This is a genomic window from Schlesneria sp., assembly GCF_036405755.1.
GTDB classification, from domain to species: domain Bacteria; phylum Planctomycetota; class Planctomycetia; order Planctomycetales; family Planctomycetaceae; genus Schlesneria; species Schlesneria sphaerica.
This window is the reverse complement of record NZ_DASWWZ010000670.1, coordinates 1-19,221: the sequence shown is the minus strand read 5'-3', so window position 1 is coordinate 19,221 and position 19,221 is coordinate 1. Positions and strand designations below refer to the sequence as shown.

The following is a 19,221-nucleotide window of genomic DNA, read 5'->3' as shown; positions in this document are numbered from 1 at the left end:
CGTCCCTTTTCCCGCGACTCAACTCGAAAAGCGATGCCCATTCTTAATGCAGCAACATCGTGTTCATCTAGGCGAATTACATCATCTTTGGCATCCGCAGTAACGTATTCGCGAAATTTCCGGGCCTGGAAGCGATGCATATGGCGAGCGTCGTTGGAATCGACAATTTGTGACTCAAATTCACTCAAATCGTGCATCGACAAGTCGACCTTTGCCAGAAGAGCAAAACCCCGGCAAATTGTTAACGCAAGTTGCCGTTCCGAAACATTCGTCGCATCGCATAGCCCACGATCAAACGCCTTTCCAACGAGTATGTTCACGGTCTGGTCTGGCACACTCACCGACACAGAAAACGACTGCTCGATCTCAGACATCGTTGGTACAGCCGCAACGTGGGTGAGGTCGCACCGATCGAATTCAATCCGCAGCAGCACTTGCGAACTGAGACTTCCATCCAAGCGAGGTTCGATCACCGGGATTATTCGTGGCAACCATGTCTTGAGCATCACCCAACGATCATAGCCATCTGGATGTCCGTCCTTCGACGGTGCCACGTGACACCACCATGCTCTGTTTGCCGAAAGATATGTGAACGGCAGCCCGTTGTCCTTTGAGAATGTTTCTACTGTGTAGATCTTCCCCACATCGTCACTGGGTAGAAGCGAATCGCTGTAGCGTCGAACTACCTCCATCTGCCCATCAACTGTTGGTATGGCGTGACGATCGTTCGCTCTTGCGATTGAAGCCCGAACTCCGAGCACAAAGCTCGAATCCACAAATATGGTGCCAACTGAATGCCGCAAGTCCCGAGGAATCTGTGAATGCGTTACCATGTGTCCGTCATTGGAATCAACCCACGCGACCAAATTCAGCAGGCCATTGATGTTATGGATCTGAATCCCATAATCGATCAAGCGTTTCTCAGCATCCAGAATTTTGAACAACTTTAGAGCATTAAATTCACGTATCCAACTCAACGTGGTCAGGTCGGGCGCCGAAATAACATGAACAGCCCAGTTGTCTTCATCGATCTCTGGCAATAGCAGCATGATCCCTCGGCCGATGCCACAATGGACCAACAAGGTCACGCCGCGACGAAAATGCGAAAGCTTTTTGGCTTCGGCTACCACCGCACGAATCCGAGTGACAATCATCTCTACGTGCTCTCCTGGAGTCGGATCAAAACCAGCACAACCGGTTTCGCGGAAATCAGTGAGGGTGTCTACAAGGAAGAGGAAATGGAGATAACATCCGAAATCCGGCGAGATCATCAACTCCGCGATTGGGAGGTCAGTCCGGTTTGAAAAGTGAACCGGTGCTTTGGGTAAGCTGCCGAGAAGACGTAGGCGGCCAAATAAGCCTGAGTAGTCGAGCGCAACGGAACGAAGCAATTCGTTTTGGTGACCGTAGAACTGCAGAAAATCGATAACGACCGCACGGATCGCATGGGTGACGGCCGTCGGGAGAACGAGAGCGAGTCGTCCTCTTTCCTTCAAAATCGGAAAGCGTTGGAGCGGGGAGTTTTCCACTGGCTGACAGCGCAAATCTGACAGAAGACGATCGTCCAAAATGAACGAATCAAGATCGTTCGTACCGATTCCGGTTGCTGACAACTCTTCGCTGCTGACGATGACAGTCTCACTGCTTACATCCGAGATGAACCCGTTGTCTATTGTCTGCAGCGGAAATGGATTGCCGACATCGTAACGCTTCAATCCTGCTCGGCCACATACCATGTCGGACAATTTTAGAAGAGAAAGGACTTGCCGACGAATCGATTGAAACGCTGGGGTGTTAGGAAAGGTTTCGACGACATTAACGATGCGTTGCGCATAAAACGCACCAGATTCCCAGATACCTTCAACGACGCGAAAATTTCCCTCGGAGGTTGTAACGAGTGAAACAAAGACATCCTCAGCAGGGTCCTCCATGCATCCACAGACACCCTCGCCAAGCTCGTTGAAACATCGAACAAAATCAGTTGATGTCGGTATGGAGTCGCCACCCCCGTATGAGACGGCGAGATGGACTAAAGCCTCAAGGCGACCGCAGTTCGATTGAAGGCGCTGATCTAGTAACATTGTTCCGAAGAAGGACGCGGCTGCGATTCGATCGCTTTTGAGCAGTATTTGCTTTGTGATCGGATTCTGTTCCAGAAGCAGATCTGGCCTCATTTCAACTTCTGTATCGCTGGTTGTGCTTAAGCCAGCCCGTGCTTCGTTGTCGTGATTCATTTCGCCTGTACCCAAGTGGGACGACATCTCGCCTTCTCTATAGACATTTATTCGATAGAAAGTGTCATTTGAATTGGAGAGCTGGGCTTTCTTGCATCGTCCATATCACCTTACACAACATGCGGAGATCTCCGTTGATCATTGTGATCACTTCGCATCCAGTATTTGTCGCCCTTTAAAGGGCCGCAACTCAGTCCGCGTTTCCACCATTGGAAGAGCTTCTGAATGGTCATTGATTCTCGTGCGGTCGCGATTAGATTTGCCTACTCCGGAATCGCCTCCATCAACTCTTCTCCTTGATTCCGGACGTTGCCGACCTCTTTCGAGACGGCCCAAAACTGCATCTCATCAGATGGAAACTGAGTCAGGAGCGTCTCCACTGCTGGTACATCCTTAATCGACGTATCGAGCCACGGGGCGATCTGGTCGTCCGTGAGGATGACGGGCATGCGATCGTGCAGTTCGCTCATCATTTCGTTGGACTCTGTTGTGCAAATGGTGCAACTGACGATCTCCGTGCCTTCGGGCGACTTCCACCATTCGTGCAGACCCGCCATCGCCATCGGCTGACCGTTTGTCCGCGTGATGTAATACGGTTGTTTGTTCTTGGCGTCCAGTTTCTTCCACTCGTAGAATCCGCTCGCGATCACGAGGCACCGCCGGGCCTTGAAGGCGGATCGGAACATCGGTTTGGTGGCGACGGTGTCCGATCGGGCGTTGAACGTGGAGGCCGCAAGCTTCAAGTCCTTTGCCCATGACGGAATAAGCCCCCACCGAGCGGCGAATGCCTCGCGTCCATCCCGTGCACTCTTCACGCAAATTACCTCTGTGGTGGGGGCGACGTTGTATCGAGGTGCCCACGCGATTGAGTCGTCAAAGCGAATCACATCAAAGAGTTCCTGCAGATCCTGGGGCGTAACCTTCGAGGTGATGCGGCCGCACATGACGTTGCCTTCCGGGAGTGAACAACCTGAGAATGAAGTGTCACCAAATCGAAATCGGCAGTCAAACTGGACGCCAATGGACCTCGCTGTTATCCATATTGATTCTGGCGCACTCCATATTTCGATTCGAGAGGAACAGCTTTGGTGCACGAGGGCGCTTCGACCTCTTTCCTGTTTCGTTGCGATCGCTGTATTCCCAGCAAACCCATCGGATCGTTTCTCTCGGCTGCGCTTATTGACTGGCTCGGTGTGGCGGCTCTGTTGCCCTGCTGGTCGTGTTCTTCACGAATCGTGATCGATACAGCCGCTCCAGACAATTCCCACGCCGGGCATTTCTTCATCTGCGTTGGTTGCGGCCGCCATTGGCTAATTGAACGCGGCGGCAACCCCGAGACGCTCGTTATCCGAGTTAGTCTACCTGACCCTCCATCGGGGAGATCCTGGACGTGGTCGCGGCGGCGGGAAACGTCTGACGACGCTTGGGACGCCTACGTCGAAGACATGCTGAGAACAGGCGAGGAACCGGTTTCTCGTGAGGACTGGGAGCGGCGGCAATAAATCAGCGAAGTAGTAGACTCGCCGTGCAGTTGGGTGAACGGTCGGCTGGGGAATCTCCTTGCGATTGACTCGACCTTCGTCAGATTGGCGGATCTCGGTTGCTGCAGTACAGTCAATGTGACTCAATGCGACCCTCGAGGCCAACGTATTTGAGAAGAACGGGGGTGTCTCTCATGAACGAAATTCGAGCTACCAATTTGCAGAGCAGAAGGATTGGAATGTGCCAGATCGCTCGACTCGTCTGCTGGGCTGCGGTAATCATCGCTGCGGGAGTAGGAAACGCGTTTGGCGACGTAGATCCGATCGAAGCATCGTTGACCGCAGCCAAAGAGAAGTACGAAGCAGAATTCGAGGCCGCCCAAGCGGGGATATTAGAGACGCTGAATACCAGGGCTGCATCGGAGCAGGAAGCTGGGAATCTTAAAGCGATCGAGGTTACGCATGCGGAAATCGTGGCCTTCGAAGAGAAGGCTGAGTTCCCGCCGTCATTGAGCGCAAAGGCCAAGAAGGCATTCGACTCGCGATGTAGGATTGCAGCTGCGAAACTCGAGCAGGCGTACGAAGACGCAATTAAGCAGTACACCAAAGAGGGCAATCTCGCCGTCGCAAAAGCGATCCGCAAAGAGAGAATGGAGTTTTCGAAGCCCTCAGACTTCCAGAAATTCGAAGGACACTGGTTCGTTCGGTTTAGGAATGTGGTGCACACCTACAAGATATCAAGAGATGGTGAAGTGAAGTTCGGTGAAAAGACCTACGACCGGATTGGTCAGCTCTACCGCAACAAAGGTGATGTGCTGCTGAAGTTTGAGGAGGGCAAACTTGAGCGGTTCACGATCGTTCGAGGAAAGTTGATCGTGTTTCATTATCATCCGGAGGGGCTCTATGCTGCTGGCAAGCCACCCAGCGATAAAGGCGAAGGGGTGTTGATTAAGTGAACGAGCCAAGTCGCAAAGCCTGTGAACTGCGAATTTGGCCTGTCGACCGCCGTTGATTTGCGGGAGAGAAGTGAGTTGAGTAACGACGACAACGTAGGGCGAGAGCTTCCTAACTCACCCGCTGAAGTCCGGATTCTTGAGCAAGCTATCGAGCGACTTTTGAACAAGTTGCCTGAGCAGTGGCAATCCATTGACCAACAAACGCTGACGTCCACTGAGCAGCGAACGCTCTTCCTTTTAACGGCTGCGGGCCTCGTCGAGCGTCAGCTCAAGTTTCGTGTCGCAAGTGTTCTCGGAACCTTCGCGGCCGACGTTGAAGTCGTAGCGACTGGCGAGTTTGGCTTCGTGCAAGCCTTGCAGCCGGTGATCACTCAGATGTGGTCCGCATCTCGGGACGAATATGAACGGTGGATGAAGGAGCACGGCGACTTCCCTACCTTTCCATTTGAGCTGGTGGTGGAGTTTTGGAGGTTGACGGACCAGGGTGTCATTGCCAAGCAGGATCTGGCAACGGGGGTGCACGACCGCCTGTACGTGTTCGACTATGTTTTGAAGCGGGGAAGCTGTGTCGACCGGCCGCCTGATAAAGGACGCGGCAGGCTTCTCAAGATGACCCGCACAGATGGTTCGACTTCTGAGACATCGTCGAGTGACCTGCCCCAAGTGGCCGTTGCCAATTGGGACGCCGGGTGTGAAGTGTTCGCACAGCGATTTTCGAGCATGTTGGCAGAAGCTATGGCAGCTAAGCAGATGGAGCCGCCGTCAATCTTACCAGTAGTCTCTTTCGAGCCGTGCCAAGTGCAAATCGGAACCGAGTGCTATGCATTAAAGGAAGATGCTGCTCATCTCCTGCATACATTAATTCTCCACTACGGTGAGCGGATGAGCGATCCCGAGATCGTCAGCGCCAGTGAATTTCTGAAGATCACGTATTTGGAACGACCACGCCTGCAGTCCGTTCGCAACTCGATTCCGGCACCAGTGAAAACGTGGCTGGATACGAACAATGGGGGCACGAAGCTGCGCCGCCCAGTTTAGGTTCTGCGCACTGCGACAAATTTTGCGCGTAGGTGTGCAGGGGGTAATTCGCTGAGATAGGACGCATTGAGCGGTTCCTCATTCTCATCGGAAACCTTTTCGTCGTGCACGTAGACCCCGCCCGCTATCAGACGCCTCCCGAGATTGCAGCACGCTACGGCTGCAAGCCTGAGACCGTCATTGGCTGGATTCGGTCGGGTGAACTGAAGGCGATTAACCTGGCAAAGCGCGGGGCCATGAAGCCTCGGTTCCGAGTTTCTCCCGATGCACTCGAAGCTTTTGAACTCGCTAGAAGCGTCGTCCCCAGGGAACCGACGGTAAAAAGGCCACCCCGCGACCTCAATATCAAGAGGTTCGTCTGATGGGCAACCGACCCCAACAAAAGATGATTCGGGTCAACCCAGACCAGCCATGCCCGGTTTGCGGCAAGCCTGATTGGTGCCTTCGCTCTCCTGACGGTGATTCTGCAATCTGTCCACGGGTTGAAGAAGGGGCGATCAAGCGAGCAGGGGAGGCAGGTTGGTTCCACGTCCTCAATCACAATGGCAATTGGCAATCACCGCGTCAGTCCCCGGCCAGATACTCCCCGCCGACAACCCCAGCACGTGACTGGTCTGCTGCAGTAAGGGGATGGCAGACGTCATGCGGCGAACAACTGGATGATCTCGCCACTCAGCTTGGGGTGACGCGAGAATCGCTTGAGTTGCTGGGCGTCGGCTACGACCGGGTTCGCAAGTGCTGGACGTTCCCTGAGAAAGACTGCAATGACAAGATCATCGGGATCCTTCGCAGGGACCGTGATGGTGAAAAGAAGATGCTTCCGAATAGCCGCCGTGGCCTGTATGTCCCCAGCAATTGGAGCGCTCTCCCTGGACCGATGCTACTCGTAGAAGGGGCCTCGGATACCGCCGCTGTCTTATCGATGGAACTGTGCGGAATCGGTCGCCCTTCGAACACCGGCGGAGTCGATCATTTGATCGGTCTTCTTGAAGATCAACCTCTCGATCGAGAAATCATCGTCGTCGGTGAATGGGATCGAAAGTCAGATGGAAGTTGGCCTGGTCGTACTGGGGCAGAATCCACGGCACGTCAGCTTGCACAGGCCCTCGAGCGACCCATTGGTTGGGCGCTCCCACCAGATCGATCGAAGGACACTCGAACGTGGCTGAGAACGGCACCGCAGGGTTTACCCATCGATCGACTGGGAGGCTTGTTCCTCTCCGGGCTCAATGTCCATTGGCTTTCGCCACCCCCACTGTATTCCACCGCCTCTCAGATCGAACCCGAAGTCTCACTCCCATGTTGGCGCGATGCCATGTTGGCGGTGCGTATTCAGCATTTGGCCGTTCCCGGCTGTTACCTCGATGCCAGTCCCACGGGATCCGGCAAATCGCTCGTTGATGTGAGGACGCTCGTTCACGCCACCCTTCTGGAGATTGCATGATGCGAGCTCTCCTCGTCTACCCAACACACGAAAACTGCAACGAAGTCGCACATGACGCGGCCCGCCATGGTCTTGACGTGGCTGTCTATCCGGGACGCATCACAAAAGGTGATGCTCCCAACTGCTGGAACCTGGATGCCGACGACGCCGAGAGGATGGGCTTCCCCGTCGTGAAAACGGTCTGTCCCACGTGTCCGCACCGTCGCAAATGCGGAGAAGTTGGATACTTAGCCAAGATCATCATTGCTCAGCAGGCCACTGTCGCTGTCTGTACGCATGGTCGTGCAGAGCACTCAGGCTTTCGGGAGCTCTGTGCTAATCGGCAGTTTGTCTCGATCCATGAAAACGCCATTGCCCTCTTGAGACCCCGTTGCGAGTGCACTGCGGCCGATCTCCTGCTGATCCAAACGCTCTTTAGACGGCTGCTCAATGATCCCAAGTCTCTGGACTGGTTTGGTGACGACCTCAAAGTCGATGACGAAGGTGTCCCATACCATGACCAGGAGGTCGCGGTTCGGAGAGAACGTCTCTATGACTTCTGTCTTCACATGGCGGAGATCGTGGACGACCTGCAGGTCCGACTTGATGAAGCTGAACAGCTCACGGAATGGGTCGTTCCTCCCGTAAGATCTCGTCCCCCAGGAATCGAGCGTCTGCTGTTTGGTATGTGCAGATTCCTCGGGTTACCGTTCCGAGGTGGAGCATGGCGTTTCGTCTTGGCAGCGTCGGCCGGAGAATTGACGTCGGCCGCGATCCTGGTCGCCACTCAGCACGCTTCCGACAAGCGAAAGGCTCAGTCCCATCTCACCGTGGCAGGCAAGTCGCTGATTGGTTTCCGGTACAACCCACCGTCTTTTGCCTGCACGACGTGGTTCAACGATGCGACTGTCACAGCCGACGTGCTGACATCGGTCTTGAACCATTCCGTCCAAAATAAGACTCCCCCCGGACGCATCGAGCTCCAAAAGAAGGCCGTACAGGTTCTTAGAGACATCACGCGTCAGACCTTGCCCCAAAGCGTGGCAGGGATCATCCGTGGCGTGTTGACGGATCGGCCTCAGTTCACGCGGGTGGGAATCATTACGCATCGACCCCACATCAAATCGATCTTGTCCCTGGAGCCGGAGTTCCGTCAGCGTATTGTCAAAACATCCTACTTCGGTTCCGGCGATGAACGATCCTCCAACGCATGGCACCGGGAGTGTGATTTCATTGTGGTGGCAGGTACCCCACGCCTGCGGCCCGATGCCATCCGTGATTACTTGATTCAAATCGGTCGAGTGGGCGCAGCTGCCCGCGGTGCCGAGTGGGGACCTATTCGCTGGATTGGTCAAACAGAGAGCGGGGAAAGGGTCACAGTCGCGACGGGCGGGTATCTCGACGCGGAGTGGCGACAGGCCTACCTCGATCTCGTTCGTGCGTCACTCGTTCAGGCAATTGGACGAGGACGTGGCATCCTGGCCGATGGGTGTGAGGTGCTCGTACTCAGTAACGAGGAGTGCGGCATACCGATCTCGGATAGCGAAGTGACACCACTTAACCTAACTGAATTATCTGTCTTATCAGAACTCAAGCGCGCAACGGCTGTTTCTCCTATAAATACTTATATAGCAAAAACGGCCGTTAGCACTGAGACGATCGCTAGTGCAATCGGTCTCTCGGTTCGACGTACACGGGTGATCCTCAGTTCGCTTGACGAGCGTGGACTCGTCGTTCGTGTGGGTGAAAGAGGTGGCTGGCTACCTTTTAACAACGGTGGGTCTGATGTGACTTACGGCGACGCGTAACTGCCAGATTCTCGTTGCATTCGTCTTAAGTCGTTTATGCATAGTAGCTTGTGAACAGTGTTTTCGTAGGTACCTCCTGCGCGATCGACGTAAGTTACCTCAGCGGGGGACCCAACTAGATTAGAGAGAGTTTGTTTTTGCTGTCCGGTCCTATTTTTCAGGGAGATTTACGTGGTTTTCATCGGTTTTTCGGACAACCAGATCCTCAATTTCTGGTGGCGGGCGCTTGTCCTGGTTCCGCTGGTAATCCTCGTCACGCGAGGGTGCGATTCCCAACCGCAGACACCCATGCTCGTGGCGACGCACGCTCTTCGAATGGGATCTCGACTGGCCCATTTCACCGCGCTCGTTTGATCGAAACCAAGGGGCGTTCAGTCCAACTACAGACTTTCACGGAGGAAGTACGAAATGCAAAATGAAGTCAGGATCCATCCCGCAGCGATGCTCTTTCCGGAGATGCCCAAGAATGAGCTTGAAGCGCTCGTAGAGGACATCCGCGAGAACGGGGTTCGCACTCGACTCCAGTTCATCGGCGAGACATGGGACGATGCCCAACTCCTCGACGGCAGAAACCGTTTGAAGGCATTGCAAGAGGTCGGATTGGCCTACCGTGAATATTCGGATCTGATCCCGGCGGCGGATATTGCGGACCCAATAGATCATGTGTTGTCTCTGAATCTCCACCGGCGCCATCTCACGGAATCACAGCGAGGCATGGTGGCCGCGAACGTCGCCACACTTAAAGTGGGTGCCAACCAGCATAGCTCAATTGAGCTACCCTCGACCCAGGCAGCAGCGGAACGACTCAATGTGAGCGTCGCGACGGTGAAACGTGCCCGGAAGGTGAAAGAGAAAGCTGTCCCGGAGATCACGGCGGCCGTCGAGTCCGGCGAGGTCACCGTCGGGGCGGCGGCGGGAGTCGCGGAACTGCCCGTCGATGAGCAATCTAAGCTCGCCGCAGAGGGACCGAAAGCGATCAGGGCCAAGGCGGCATCTCTCCGACGCGAAACGAAAGTGGAAGCGGCTCCTGTGGAGCAAGCAGTGGAAGTGCGTGGTTTGCTGTTCGACCCCACGCAGTTTGATGAGGGGATGCGTGATCCAGACGTCGTTCGAGATTCAAGTAAGGAAAAGGAAACGGCGGACAACTCGATTGCCAAGTTGATGTCCGATGCAGAATCACTTCAGAAACAGCTTGAGAGGACGATGAATGCCATTGATACGTTCTACGGAATAGAAGCGAGGCCGACTCCGCGATCAGTCGTTTCACATTTCCATCGAGCGCATAAAGACCTCACCACCGCCCGCGATGCGTTACGTCACATGAAGCGACAGTGGGAGTCCGGTCTGAAGGGTCAGTCGTAAACCGATCAAGGAAGGAGAATTGAAAATGGAAGTTGATATGTGGTTTACCAACGGGGCAATTGAGACAGATGTGTCAGATATTCGATTCAGTCCGAGTGACGAAATTGACCCACATCGGATGCAATCACCAAAAGCCTTGAATCGTCGCAACTCTGGCAGCAACGAATCCCAGTCGGTCGAGTGGTATTCCGAAGGCGAAGAGCGAACCGTCGAAGTTGGCGGTGTCCAGGTCACAGTGCGATTTATTGGGCGGAAGGGCAGGCGCTGTCGAATCGCAGTGGTGGCACCTCCTGGGGCTGTATTTCGTTCCAATACTCATTAGAGTTCACACGAGTGCTCTCACGGCACAATCAAATTGTCAGCAAAGTTGGGCAACGCATGAAATTCATTGGGCGGCTGAAGCGGAAGTCAAAGTTTTCGACACGCATTTCTTGAACTCCAGAAGACCACATCCATCAATGAATCGAGAACTACCTGATTTTGGAAAGCCACCATTAACTGAGGTGGCTCTTTCGGTTCAATTTGAGCCGCTCGAAAAACTACGCACCCCTCAAATTGGGCTGATCTGGAACGAATTTCGACAGCGATTCCCAATCACGGAGGAGCATGTTCCTATCGAGCCGGCGTTTGAGCAGTTTGGCGCCCTGAAATCAATGGGTCCACAGGTTCGATTCGAGATGGTGGAAACGCTGCCGGTGCCTCGCATTTGGTTTCTGAATGAACCGGGAACTGAATTGATCCAGATTCAACCGGACCGATTTATCCACAACTGGCGGAAGGGGGGTGAAAGAGACACATACCCCCGATACGAACTGCTTCGGAAAACCTTCAAAACAGAGCTGGAAACGTTTCGCGAAATTGTTGCGCGAGAACAGTGCGGCGTCATACATCCAAACCAATGCGAAGTCACCTACGTCAATCACATCGTTGCTGGCCAAGGTTGGTCCCAGCACAGCGAAATCGCAGAGGTGTTGACTATTTTCCCGTCAGGCAACTGCGAGGCGGGGGAACTGGAAAATGTCAACTTCTCAGCAAGGTTTATCCTAAGAAACGACGAACAAAAACCAATAGGGCGACTTCACGCGACAGTGCAGCCGCTCGTTCAGCGTGAAAGCAATCGATCGATGATCGCGTTTACCTTAACAGCGCGTCTTCGACCCGACGGAGAGAGCGATGAAAGTGTCTTGAGTAGTTTGGATAGAGGGCGTGAAGTGATTGTTCGATCGTTCGCGCAATTGACGACGCCCCAAATGCACAAGATTTGGGAACGCAAAGATGGCTGAATTGCTTGACCGTAAAGGCGCACCGCGTGAACGTTTAACAAAATGTGACTCCGAAGTCGCTATCGTGAGCTCCGCAACTCCGAACGGAGATTTTCTTTTAACATCACGTGCAACATCGCTTAAGCGATACTGTTTGCCGCTTTTGGATCAAAAGCTCATTGTAACTTATCCAAGCCCGCTTCCTGCGTGGCTACCTGCGGTTGTTGCAAAACTCGATGAATTGGGGAACCTTCCGTCCAACTGGAACTCTTATGGTGCGGATCAGATTAAACGTCATTGCCTTTTTGCAGCTGTACAGCTGATGTCGGCGGTAATGAACGACGACACGCCAGTGCCGTTTATTGTCCCGACGAATCGCGGAACTGTGCTACTTGAGTGGCACAAACGTGGTGTTGACTTAGAGATCGATGTTCTGGGGCAAGATCGTTACTACGTTACAGCTGAAGACGAATCGAATGGACTTTTCTGGGAGCGTGATGTGTCTGCCGACTTGTCGGCCATCGTGGGAATGATCAACCGACTCTCGTAATACAAACCTAGGGCACTGAGATTGCAATGGAGAATGCTCCCTACACGGACGATCCTTCAATTTCGAATGACGATCGTCTTTGGCGTCGAATCCCTCCTTGGCATTTTTATTTCGATGAGAATCTCGGACGATGCCGTCCTTCAAAAGCGGCATTTGAGGACGATCAAGATGGCCAACCCATGTCAGTGTCGCTGGCCGAGCACACGAATTCTGTAGGAAGAGGACCGGCTGACGTTTTACAGGGGCATGACGGTTACGGACTTGCACAAATCACTGCAGGACTGGTGAGAGCGTACGAACAGGGTGTGCAACGAGACGCACAGCCTGAAGACCCCGCTCACGCGCTTGTATTCGGCAAAAAATCGAACGCGGCCCGCCGAGCGTTTTCGAAAGAATGTCAGTGGGTCGTCGCTCCCCCCAAGAATGACTGACGCGCCGCCAAGTTTGTTCGAATCGGATCGAACCCAATTGACGAATACAGGTCGCATTTTGATGAATACATTACTAAACTGACTTAGCAACACCAGTGTCAGGCGTTTTCTGGTTCGCCTGACCGCCGTCTTGGATTCCAGGGCCGCACTCCGCATCTCGGAGCCACCAGCACTCACTCAGTGCGAAAGGCTCCGTACATGCTTATCGAAATGTGGCCCATCAGTCGGCCGAAGCCGTACCCTGGCAACCCACGGCTTAATGACGATGCCGTCGGACAGGTCGCGAAATCGATCGTCACCTTTGGTTGGCGGCAACCGATCGTGGTTGACGGTGACGACACGATCATCGTCGGCCACACACGATTGAAGGCAGCGCTCCACCTGGGGATCTCGGAAGTCCCGGTTCATGTTGCTAAAGACCTCACCCCGGATCAGGTACGTGCCTATCGCTTGGCAGACAACAAGCTGGCTGAATTGGCCGAGTGGAATATGGATCTGCTGCCGATCGAGCTGGGACAGTTACAAGAAGCCGATTTCGATCTGGGACTGATTGGGTTCGATCAGGATGAACTTCAGAAGTTGCTCAGCCCTGAGGGGGAGGAGGGGCTGTGCGATCCCGACGATGTACCAGAGCCTCCGGATGACCCCATCACACAACCGGGAGACCTGTGGATCCTGGGCGATCATCGACTGCTTTGTGGTGATTCCTCGAAGCCTGAGGATCTAGACCGTCTGCTCAATGGGCAACCGATTCACCTGTGCAACACCGATCCGCCGTACAACGTGAAGGTCGAACCGAGGTCCAATAACGCCATCGCGGCGGGGCTCTCCTCGTTCGCTGGAGCAACGCACCACCAGTCGATGGACGTCGCGCGTCATCCGGGGAAGTCGAAGCCGACCCAGAAAAAGATGCGTGCCAAAGACCGTCCCCTGGCCAACGACTTCGTCACGGATGATGAATTTGACCGGCTACTCGACGCGTGGTTTGGCAACATCTCGCGAGTCCTACTTCCTGGTCGGGCACTGTATTGCTGGGGCGGATACGCCAACGTCGCGAACTATCCCCCGGCTCTGAAAAAGAATGGACTCTACTTCAGCCAGGCGATTATCTGGGACAAGCAGCATCCGGTGCTGACGCGCAAAGACTTCATGGGCGCGCATGAGTGGTGCTTCTATTCGTGGAAAGAAGGGGCCGCACACCGGTTTTACGGGCCGAGTAATGTAACCGACTTGTGGCACGTCAAAAAAATCCCTCCGCAGCGGATGGAACATTTGACCGCGAAGCCCGCAGAACTGGCGGTGCGGGCGATTCAGTACTCGACCGTCGCGGGTGAGAACGTGCTGGACCTCTTCGGCGGGTCAGGTTCGACGCTCATCGGGGCCCAGCGGACGGGTCGCAAGGCATTCCTGATGGAACTGGATCAGGCCTATTGTGATGTGATCGTCGATCGCTTTCAGCGATTCAGTGGCCAGGCCGGGGTGCTAGAACGAACGGGAGAATCGCCGATCCCAATGAAGGCACGTGAGGAGGGGATGCTGTGATCTACCTCGCCAGTCCCTATTCGCATCCACACCGGATCGTTCGCGAGCGGCGATTCCAAGACGCGAGTCGTGCAACCGCGTGCTTGCTGCGATCAGGCTTGAACGTATTTTCGCCTATCGTTTACGGACACCCGCTCGTCGCGCATGGGATACCTACTGATTGGATCTGTTGGGAGGTGTTTGGCCGCGCTTACATCGAACGGTGCGATTCCCTGCTCGTGCTGACGCTTGAAGGTTGGGAGGAGTCGGTGGGTGTGACCGCAGAGATCGAAATTGCACACCAACTGGGCAAGCCGGTGAACTACCTCACGCTCAACGGGGATGAATTGGCGGACTTACTACCGGCTCTGGCCGCACTCGAAACGGAGGTCGTATCTTGACCGAACACACTTCCAACGAGAAAACGCCCGAACGTCGCGAACGTTGGGCGTCACGGGGCGTTTCCCGTTCAGTAGGGCAGGGTCTCGGGGCGGGCTTCCGCGTCGGTCGTCTGAGGATCCAGACAATCCGCGACCGCGAGGAGCGTCTGCAGCAGGTCGTTGGCGTCAAAATCCTTCGACCGCCGACCCCGTTCCAAGGCCTCTTCGAGTCGCAGGGCTACGACGCGCAGGGCATCGGCAACGTTGTGTTCGGGACTCGTCATCGTGATCTCTCCTTTCGTTGGGGGTCAGGATGCCGTCTTGCCGTTGAGGGCGAAATGCCCCCGTTCGGTCTTGATGAAGCGGGATTCCTCCCCCTTGGTGGTGATTTCCCGCAGGATCGCGGCGTACAGCGTCGCGTGCGGCGTCTTGCCCCCGGGGCTTTGCCAGTAACCTTTCGCGGCCATCGCGTCGATCATCCCCTTCGAAGTCAGGGGCTCCGCCGATTCCCCCAAAACCTTCGCGGCCGCGTCGAGGGCACTCATCTTGCCGCTGGGGGAGGCTTTTGGTTTTTCAGTTTTGGGCTTCGTCGTCTTGGCTGGGGCCTTGGTAGCGAGGGTCGCCTCGGCAGCTGCGGTTGCTTCGGCTTCGCGTTTCCCGATCTCCAGCCATTCGTCGTATTCCGCCTTAGTCAGTTTGCGGGCGAGATTGTCAAGGTAGTACCGGTCGGTGGTCTTCGATCGTTCTGCTTTGCCCGTGACCCCGTTGAAGGTGATCGCGATCCCCTCGAAAGAAATCCCGAGGTCGCCTTCGTCCTTCAATCGGGCGTTGGTCACCTCGAGCATCTCGGCGTGGTGGGTCTCGTAAATCTCCCCTTTGGCCACTTTCGTAATCTTGGCTTCTGTTTGTGCAGTCGTCTTGGACTTTGCGGCGGGTTTCTTCGACATGGTCTTCGTTCCTCGTTCAAGGGCGTAATGGTGTGGCTGCCATCGTCAGGCCCGGCTTACCACAGCCGGGCGACGCGCTGGTACGCGTTTCGGCGTTCACCCGTAGATGTGTTCCACCAACCCAGCGGTCAGGAAATCCAAAATCTGCTGGGCCTTCGCAGTGGTGGGTTCGACGTCCCAACCCCGGTCGAAGTTGCAGACCGTCGTGCCATCCGAAAGCTGGGCGATCCAGATCTTGCTGATGCGGCTGTCGGCCAATTCGAAGTCGGTCTGTTCGGCGTGTTCGGGGAAGACCAGGGCGTCGAAGCGGTGCCCGTCGATTGTGCCTCGCACCCAGGTTCCTGTTCCCGCTGCCTGTCGCGTGACCTTCGTGATCTGCAGGTCGTCGCCAAGTTCGTCGTGTGTTTTCGTCGTCATCGTTGGGCTCCCGTTGGTGTGTGAATTCCGTTTGGCGGGCACACAGTTACCTCGGGTGGAAAACGACATCCACTCAGTTTCGCAGCAATTCGATGACATTCGGAAAGGATTCCGGAAATGGCCGAAACCCCTGGAAAACAGGCTCTGAGTCCGATGGCGATGCCGATTGCGGACGTCGCGAAACTGCTCGCGAAAGTCAGCGGGAAGGGGGTTAATTCGGCAATGTTGGAGGAGGACGTAGCCGAAGGAGCCCCCACCAATCCTGATGGCACCCTCAATCTCGTGAACTACGCGGCCTGGCTGGTGAAGGAGATGTCGAAGCGTGCCAATTGATCCGCGCAAGCTGGGACCCACGCAGATGTGTCGACTGCTGAACTCCACCCCGCTGGGTGAAGTGATCAGCGAGCGCCAATTGCACCGGCACCGGACCCGCGCGGGCTATCGCATCGGTGACGGGAAGCACGTTGATCTCTACCGATACGTCGGTTGGTTGGTGACGCAGCGACACGCCCAACCCACGGAGGGGGCAGGGCTCTCCGGTTATGACGCGATGAAGGAACAGGCTCGCGTCCGCAACGCGCTCTTGTCGCAATCAGGACGTGATATCGGCGAACTCCCCGCCGTTGTGGACCCGGAACGGAAGGCTCAGGCCGCTGCGAGTTTCCGCTTCTTCTGTGAGACCTATTTCCCGCAGACGTTTCACCTGGCCTGGTCTCCCGATCATTTGAAGGTCATTGCCAAGATCGAGCAGGCGGTCATTCACGGGGGCCTATTCGCTCTGGCGATGCCGCGTGGGTCCGGCAAGACGACGCTGGCCGAATGTGCCTGCCTATGGGCAATCCTGTTCGGTTACCGCGAATTCGTCGCCCTGATCGGCGCCAGTGAAGCCCACGCAGAAGAAATGCTGGACTCGATCAAGATGGAATTGGAAGGGAACGAGCTCTTACTGGAAGACTTCCCGGAAGCGGTCTTTCCGATCCAGGCCTTGGAGGGAATTGCGAACCGTTGCGCCGGACAACTCCACGAAGGCGAACGGACGCACATTGTCTGGACGGCCAAAGAGATCGTCCTGCCCACGATCAAGAACTCAGCCGCGAGTGGTGCGATCATCAAGGTGGCGGGGATCACCGGACGCATTCGGGGTATGAAGTACAAACGGGCAGACGGGAAGGCAGCACGCCCGTCCCTCGTGGTGCTCGACGATCCGCAAACGGATGAATCAGCCCGCTCTCCCTCCCAGTGCGCTGAACGAGAGCGGATCCTGGCGGGAGCCGTGCTCGGTTTAGCCGGTCCTGGCCGCAAGATCTCGGGAATCATGCCCTGTACGGTCATTCGTCCCGACGATATGGCCGATCGCATGTTGAGTCGTGACCATCACCCCCAGTGGCAGGGGGATCGAACGAAGATGGTCTACGCGTTCCCGACGAACGAAAAGCTGTGGCAGGAGTATGCCGAGATCCGGTCCGAGAGCCTGCGGAACGAACGGGGGCTGGATGATGCGACGGCATTCTACGAAGCCCATCGGAGCGAGATGGATGTTGGGGCCCAAGTGGCCTGGCCGGAACGGTTCAACCCCGACGAACGATCGGCCATCCAGCATGCGATGAACCTGAAGCTGCAGAACGAAGCCGCATTTTGGGCTGAATACCAGAATGAACCGGTGGCCGAGCGGGGACTGGGCGTCGATCTGCTCACCGCAGAGCAGATTTGCAACAAGATTAATCGTCTCGAACGTGGGAAAGTCCCGCATGGCGCCACGCATCTCACGGCCTTTATCGACGTGCATCAGAACTTGTTGTTCTGGATGGTCTGCGCCTGGGAAGACGGCTTCACCGGATCAATCATCGACTACGGAGCCTATCCCGATCCGCAGCGGCCCTATTTCACACTCCGTGATGCGACGAGGACTCTCTCAACCATCGCAGCCAGTTCAGGATTGGAGGGCGCGATCTACGGCGGATTGACCGCATTGACAGAACAGCTTTTCAGTCGAGCCTGGACCCGGGAAAATTCGACTCCGTTGTTCATCGAAAAATGCCTGATCGACGCCAACTGGGGACAATCCACAGAAGTGATCTATCGATTCTGTCGGCACTGTGCCCATCCGACGATTGTGGTTCCAAGCCACGGCCGCTACGTGGGGGCCTCCAGCAAGCCGTTTAGCGAGTACGAGCGTCGCGATGGGGAACAGGTCGGTTGGAACTGGCGCATTCCTATTGCGAACCCCGACCGCCCGGTGAGGCATGTCATCTTTGACACCAACTTCTGGAAATCCTTTGTCCAAGCGCGTCTGATGGTCGCGATCGGGGATCAAAGCTGTCTGTCCTTATTTGGCGATGATCCCACCAAACACAGGCTGCTCTCGGATCATCTCACAGGCGAGTACAAAGTTCAGACCATCGGGCGGGGGCGAACCGTGGACGAATGGAAAGCGAGGCCGGAGCAGCCCGATAACCACTGGCTCGATTGCCTGGTCGGAGCGACTGTCGCGGCGTCGATGCTCGGTGTCAGTCTTCTCGGGGAAAAACCCGCCGGTCGCAGGACATTCTCGATACCGGTGAGCTTTTCGCAGATGCAACGAGATCGCTGGAAAAGCTCCGGCAGGGATGGGCCGCTGATGAGGTGATGTAGCTGAAATCTATCTTCGGTTCTACAGCTTCATAGTCGAGCGAGGAACCTCGAGAATGAGTTGATTCTCTCAACAACCGCTTCACAGCCTAATTCTGGATGCTGAAACAATTGAAATGTGCAAATGGTGAAAGTCGATGACGAAAAACGAGAATTTGACCGAACGCTCAATAGGAAAGCAAGGGAGGAGCAACATAACAAATGAAGAGCAATAACCGATTTAATTCAGTTCGAAAGTAATCAAGAACCCAAAATGGAGAAAACGGGTCTGTCGTAGATTGACATTCTTGTCCCGCGAAATGACAATTCCACTCCTGTTCTTCGCCAAGAGATTCTTAGCGAGATCGGTCGAGGTCCATCCCTCAGTTTGGCTAAATTCGTCCGATCCAATCGTGAAGTTGCCAATTCCACTTGGGTTTAACCGATGATGCAAGATAACATCGAGCCAATTCGCGAAATGGCTGGTGTTCAAAGCACAACATCGAACCTATGGAATGAATACTATCGCTTGTCTGGTCTTGCCATCAATGGAGGACGTAGTGTTGTAGAAGCAGAGCTGGTGAGCTTGCTTCTCAAAGTAACAGAGCCTGCACTGCAAGCTCGAATCTACAATGACCTCGGTGTATTGGAGAGTCTCGATTATCGCCAAAGTGCTGCCATCCGCTCGTTTCGCCTTGCGATAGAATTGCAACCAGAATGGCCATTGCCGCAAGAAAATCTCAGTCATTTACAGCGGCAACGCAATTCCTTCGGGTCGCGTAATGGAACGCCTCGAACTCGCGT

General features: G+C 55.2%; 20 protein-coding genes and 1 other RNA gene. 15 read left to right on the top strand and 6 right to left on the bottom strand.

Features of this window, described 5'->3' with window-relative positions; translation table 11 throughout:
• Positions 1-2,234: hypothetical protein (locus tag VGE80_RS22175; protein WP_440594167.1), on the bottom strand; the 2,234-nt coding region annotated here is incomplete at its 3' end.
• A 263-nt stretch (positions 2,235-2,497) separates the two neighbouring features.
• Positions 2,498-3,178, bottom strand: a complete 681-nt coding sequence (locus tag VGE80_RS22170) for an SOS response-associated peptidase (RefSeq protein ID WP_440594166.1) — start codon at positions 3,176-3,178, stop codon at positions 2,498-2,500.
• 872 nt (positions 3,179-4,050) lie between these two features.
• On the opposite strand from VGE80_RS22170, the gene VGE80_RS22165 reads away from it, so the two are divergent.
• The 12 genes from VGE80_RS22165 (at position 4,051) to VGE80_RS22110 (ending at position 14,467) form a co-directional block, all read left to right on the top strand.
• A complete protein-coding gene (locus VGE80_RS22165) occupies positions 4,051-4,671 on the top strand; it encodes a hypothetical protein (protein WP_440594165.1) in 621 nt (206 codons plus the stop codon).
• 159 nt (positions 4,672-4,830) lie between these two features.
• Positions 4,831-5,709: a hypothetical protein gene (locus VGE80_RS22160; RefSeq protein ID WP_440594164.1), complete on the top strand. Its 879-nt coding sequence runs from the start codon at positions 4,831-4,833 to the stop codon at positions 5,707-5,709.
• 104 nt (positions 5,710-5,813) lie between these two features.
• Positions 5,814-6,071, top strand: a complete 258-nt coding sequence (locus tag VGE80_RS22155) for a helix-turn-helix domain-containing protein (protein WP_440594163.1) — start codon at positions 5,814-5,816, stop codon at positions 6,069-6,071.
• The gene (locus VGE80_RS22150; protein ID WP_440594162.1) at positions 6,071-7,153 is read left to right on the top strand and encodes a hypothetical protein; all 1,083 of its coding nucleotides are present in this window, start codon (positions 6,071-6,073) and stop codon (positions 7,151-7,153) included. The genes VGE80_RS22155 and VGE80_RS22150 overlap by 1 nt, the downstream gene beginning before the upstream one ends.
• Positions 7,150-8,940: a hypothetical protein gene (locus VGE80_RS22145; protein WP_440594161.1), complete on the top strand. Its 1,791-nt coding sequence runs from the start codon at positions 7,150-7,152 to the stop codon at positions 8,938-8,940. The genes VGE80_RS22150 and VGE80_RS22145 overlap by 4 nt, the downstream gene beginning before the upstream one ends.
• Before the next feature lie 171 nt (positions 8,941-9,111).
• Positions 9,112-9,294: a hypothetical protein gene (locus tag VGE80_RS22140; RefSeq protein WP_440594160.1), complete on the top strand. Its 183-nt coding sequence runs from the start codon at positions 9,112-9,114 to the stop codon at positions 9,292-9,294.
• A gap of 54 nt (positions 9,295-9,348) precedes the next feature.
• Positions 9,349-10,302: a hypothetical protein gene (locus VGE80_RS22135; protein WP_440594159.1), complete on the top strand. Its 954-nt coding sequence runs from the start codon at positions 9,349-9,351 to the stop codon at positions 10,300-10,302.
• A gap of 458 nt (positions 10,303-10,760) precedes the next feature.
• On the top strand, positions 10,761-11,585 hold the full coding sequence (locus tag VGE80_RS22130) for a TIGR04255 family protein (RefSeq protein WP_440594158.1): 825 nt from the start codon (positions 10,761-10,763) through the stop codon (positions 11,583-11,585).
• Entirely contained in the window at positions 11,578-12,114 is a 537-nt protein-coding gene (locus VGE80_RS22125) for a hypothetical protein (RefSeq protein WP_440594157.1), read from the top strand. Before VGE80_RS22130 ends, VGE80_RS22125 begins: the two co-directional genes overlap by 8 nt.
• Before the next feature lie 179 nt (positions 12,115-12,293).
• Positions 12,294-12,545 carry a hypothetical protein gene (locus tag VGE80_RS22120; protein ID WP_440594156.1) on the top strand — a complete coding sequence of 84 codons (252 nt, stop codon included), beginning with the start codon at positions 12,294-12,296 and terminating at the stop codon, positions 12,543-12,545.
• A gap of 198 nt (positions 12,546-12,743) precedes the next feature.
• The gene (locus VGE80_RS22115) at positions 12,744-14,087 is read left to right on the top strand and encodes a DNA modification methylase (RefSeq protein WP_440594155.1); all 1,344 of its coding nucleotides are present in this window, start codon (positions 12,744-12,746) and stop codon (positions 14,085-14,087) included.
• Positions 14,084-14,467 (top strand): DUF1937 family protein, encoded by a 384-nt coding sequence (locus VGE80_RS22110; RefSeq protein WP_440594154.1) that lies wholly within the window; start codon positions 14,084-14,086, stop codon positions 14,465-14,467. The genes VGE80_RS22115 and VGE80_RS22110 overlap by 4 nt, the downstream gene beginning before the upstream one ends.
• A 68-nt stretch (positions 14,468-14,535) precedes the next feature.
• Here the strand turns inward: VGE80_RS22110 and VGE80_RS22105 are convergent, their stop codons facing one another.
• The 4 genes from VGE80_RS22105 to VGE80_RS22090 form a co-directional block, all read right to left on the bottom strand.
• The gene (locus tag VGE80_RS22105; protein ID WP_440594153.1) at positions 14,536-14,730 is read right to left on the bottom strand and encodes a hypothetical protein; all 195 of its coding nucleotides are present in this window, start codon (positions 14,728-14,730) and stop codon (positions 14,536-14,538) included.
• 24 nt (positions 14,731-14,754) lie between these two features.
• Positions 14,755-15,393: a winged helix-turn-helix domain-containing protein gene (locus VGE80_RS22100; protein WP_440594152.1), complete on the bottom strand. Its 639-nt coding sequence runs from the start codon at positions 15,391-15,393 to the stop codon at positions 14,755-14,757.
• A 30-nt stretch (positions 15,394-15,423) separates the two neighbouring features.
• An RNA gene (locus tag VGE80_RS22095) (hammerhead ribozyme type II) lies at positions 15,424-15,488 on the bottom strand.
• Between the two features lies 1 nt (position 15,489).
• Entirely contained in the window at positions 15,490-15,810 is a 321-nt protein-coding gene (locus tag VGE80_RS22090; RefSeq protein ID WP_440594151.1) for a DUF7678 domain-containing protein, read from the bottom strand.
• 117 nt (positions 15,811-15,927) lie between these two features.
• On the opposite strand from VGE80_RS22090, the gene VGE80_RS22085 reads away from it, so the two are divergent.
• The 3 genes from VGE80_RS22085 to VGE80_RS22075 form a co-directional block, all read left to right on the top strand.
• Positions 15,928-16,143: a hypothetical protein gene (locus VGE80_RS22085; RefSeq protein WP_440594150.1), complete on the top strand. Its 216-nt coding sequence runs from the start codon at positions 15,928-15,930 to the stop codon at positions 16,141-16,143.
• Positions 16,133-18,436, top strand: a complete 2,304-nt coding sequence (locus VGE80_RS22080) for a terminase gpA endonuclease subunit (RefSeq protein WP_440594149.1) — start codon at positions 16,133-16,135, stop codon at positions 18,434-18,436. The genes VGE80_RS22085 and VGE80_RS22080 overlap by 11 nt, the downstream gene beginning before the upstream one ends.
• A 426-nt stretch (positions 18,437-18,862) precedes the next feature.
• The coding region (locus VGE80_RS22075; protein WP_440594148.1) for a hypothetical protein at positions 18,863-19,221 on the top strand (359 nt) is incomplete at its 3' end.

Coding starts and splice junctions, on each gene's coding strand:
- VGE80_RS22170 (WP_440594166.1), bottom strand. CDS start 3,178: ATGTGCGGCCGCATCACCTCGAAGGTTACGCCCCAGGATCTGCAGGAA.
- VGE80_RS22150 (WP_440594162.1), top strand. CDS start 6,071: ATGGGCAACCGACCCCAACAAAAGATGATTCGGGTCAACCCAGACCAG.
- VGE80_RS22145 (WP_440594161.1), top strand. CDS start 7,150: ATGATGCGAGCTCTCCTCGTCTACCCAACACACGAAAACTGCAACGAA.
- VGE80_RS22135 (WP_440594159.1), top strand. CDS start 9,349: ATGCAAAATGAAGTCAGGATCCATCCCGCAGCGATGCTCTTTCCGGAG.
- VGE80_RS22130 (WP_440594158.1), top strand. CDS start 10,761: ATGAATCGAGAACTACCTGATTTTGGAAAGCCACCATTAACTGAGGTG.
- VGE80_RS22125 (WP_440594157.1), top strand. CDS start 11,578: ATGGCTGAATTGCTTGACCGTAAAGGCGCACCGCGTGAACGTTTAACA.
- VGE80_RS22120 (WP_440594156.1), top strand. CDS start 12,294: ATGTCAGTGTCGCTGGCCGAGCACACGAATTCTGTAGGAAGAGGACCG.
- VGE80_RS22115 (WP_440594155.1), top strand. CDS start 12,744: ATGCTTATCGAAATGTGGCCCATCAGTCGGCCGAAGCCGTACCCTGGC.
- VGE80_RS22105 (WP_440594153.1), bottom strand. CDS start 14,730: ATGACGAGTCCCGAACACAACGTTGCCGATGCCCTGCGCGTCGTAGCC.
- VGE80_RS22100 (WP_440594152.1), bottom strand. CDS start 15,393: ATGTCGAAGAAACCCGCCGCAAAGTCCAAGACGACTGCACAAACAGAA.
- VGE80_RS22090 (WP_440594151.1), bottom strand. CDS start 15,810: ATGACGACGAAAACACACGACGAACTTGGCGACGACCTGCAGATCACG.
- VGE80_RS22085 (WP_440594150.1), top strand. CDS start 15,928: ATGGCCGAAACCCCTGGAAAACAGGCTCTGAGTCCGATGGCGATGCCG.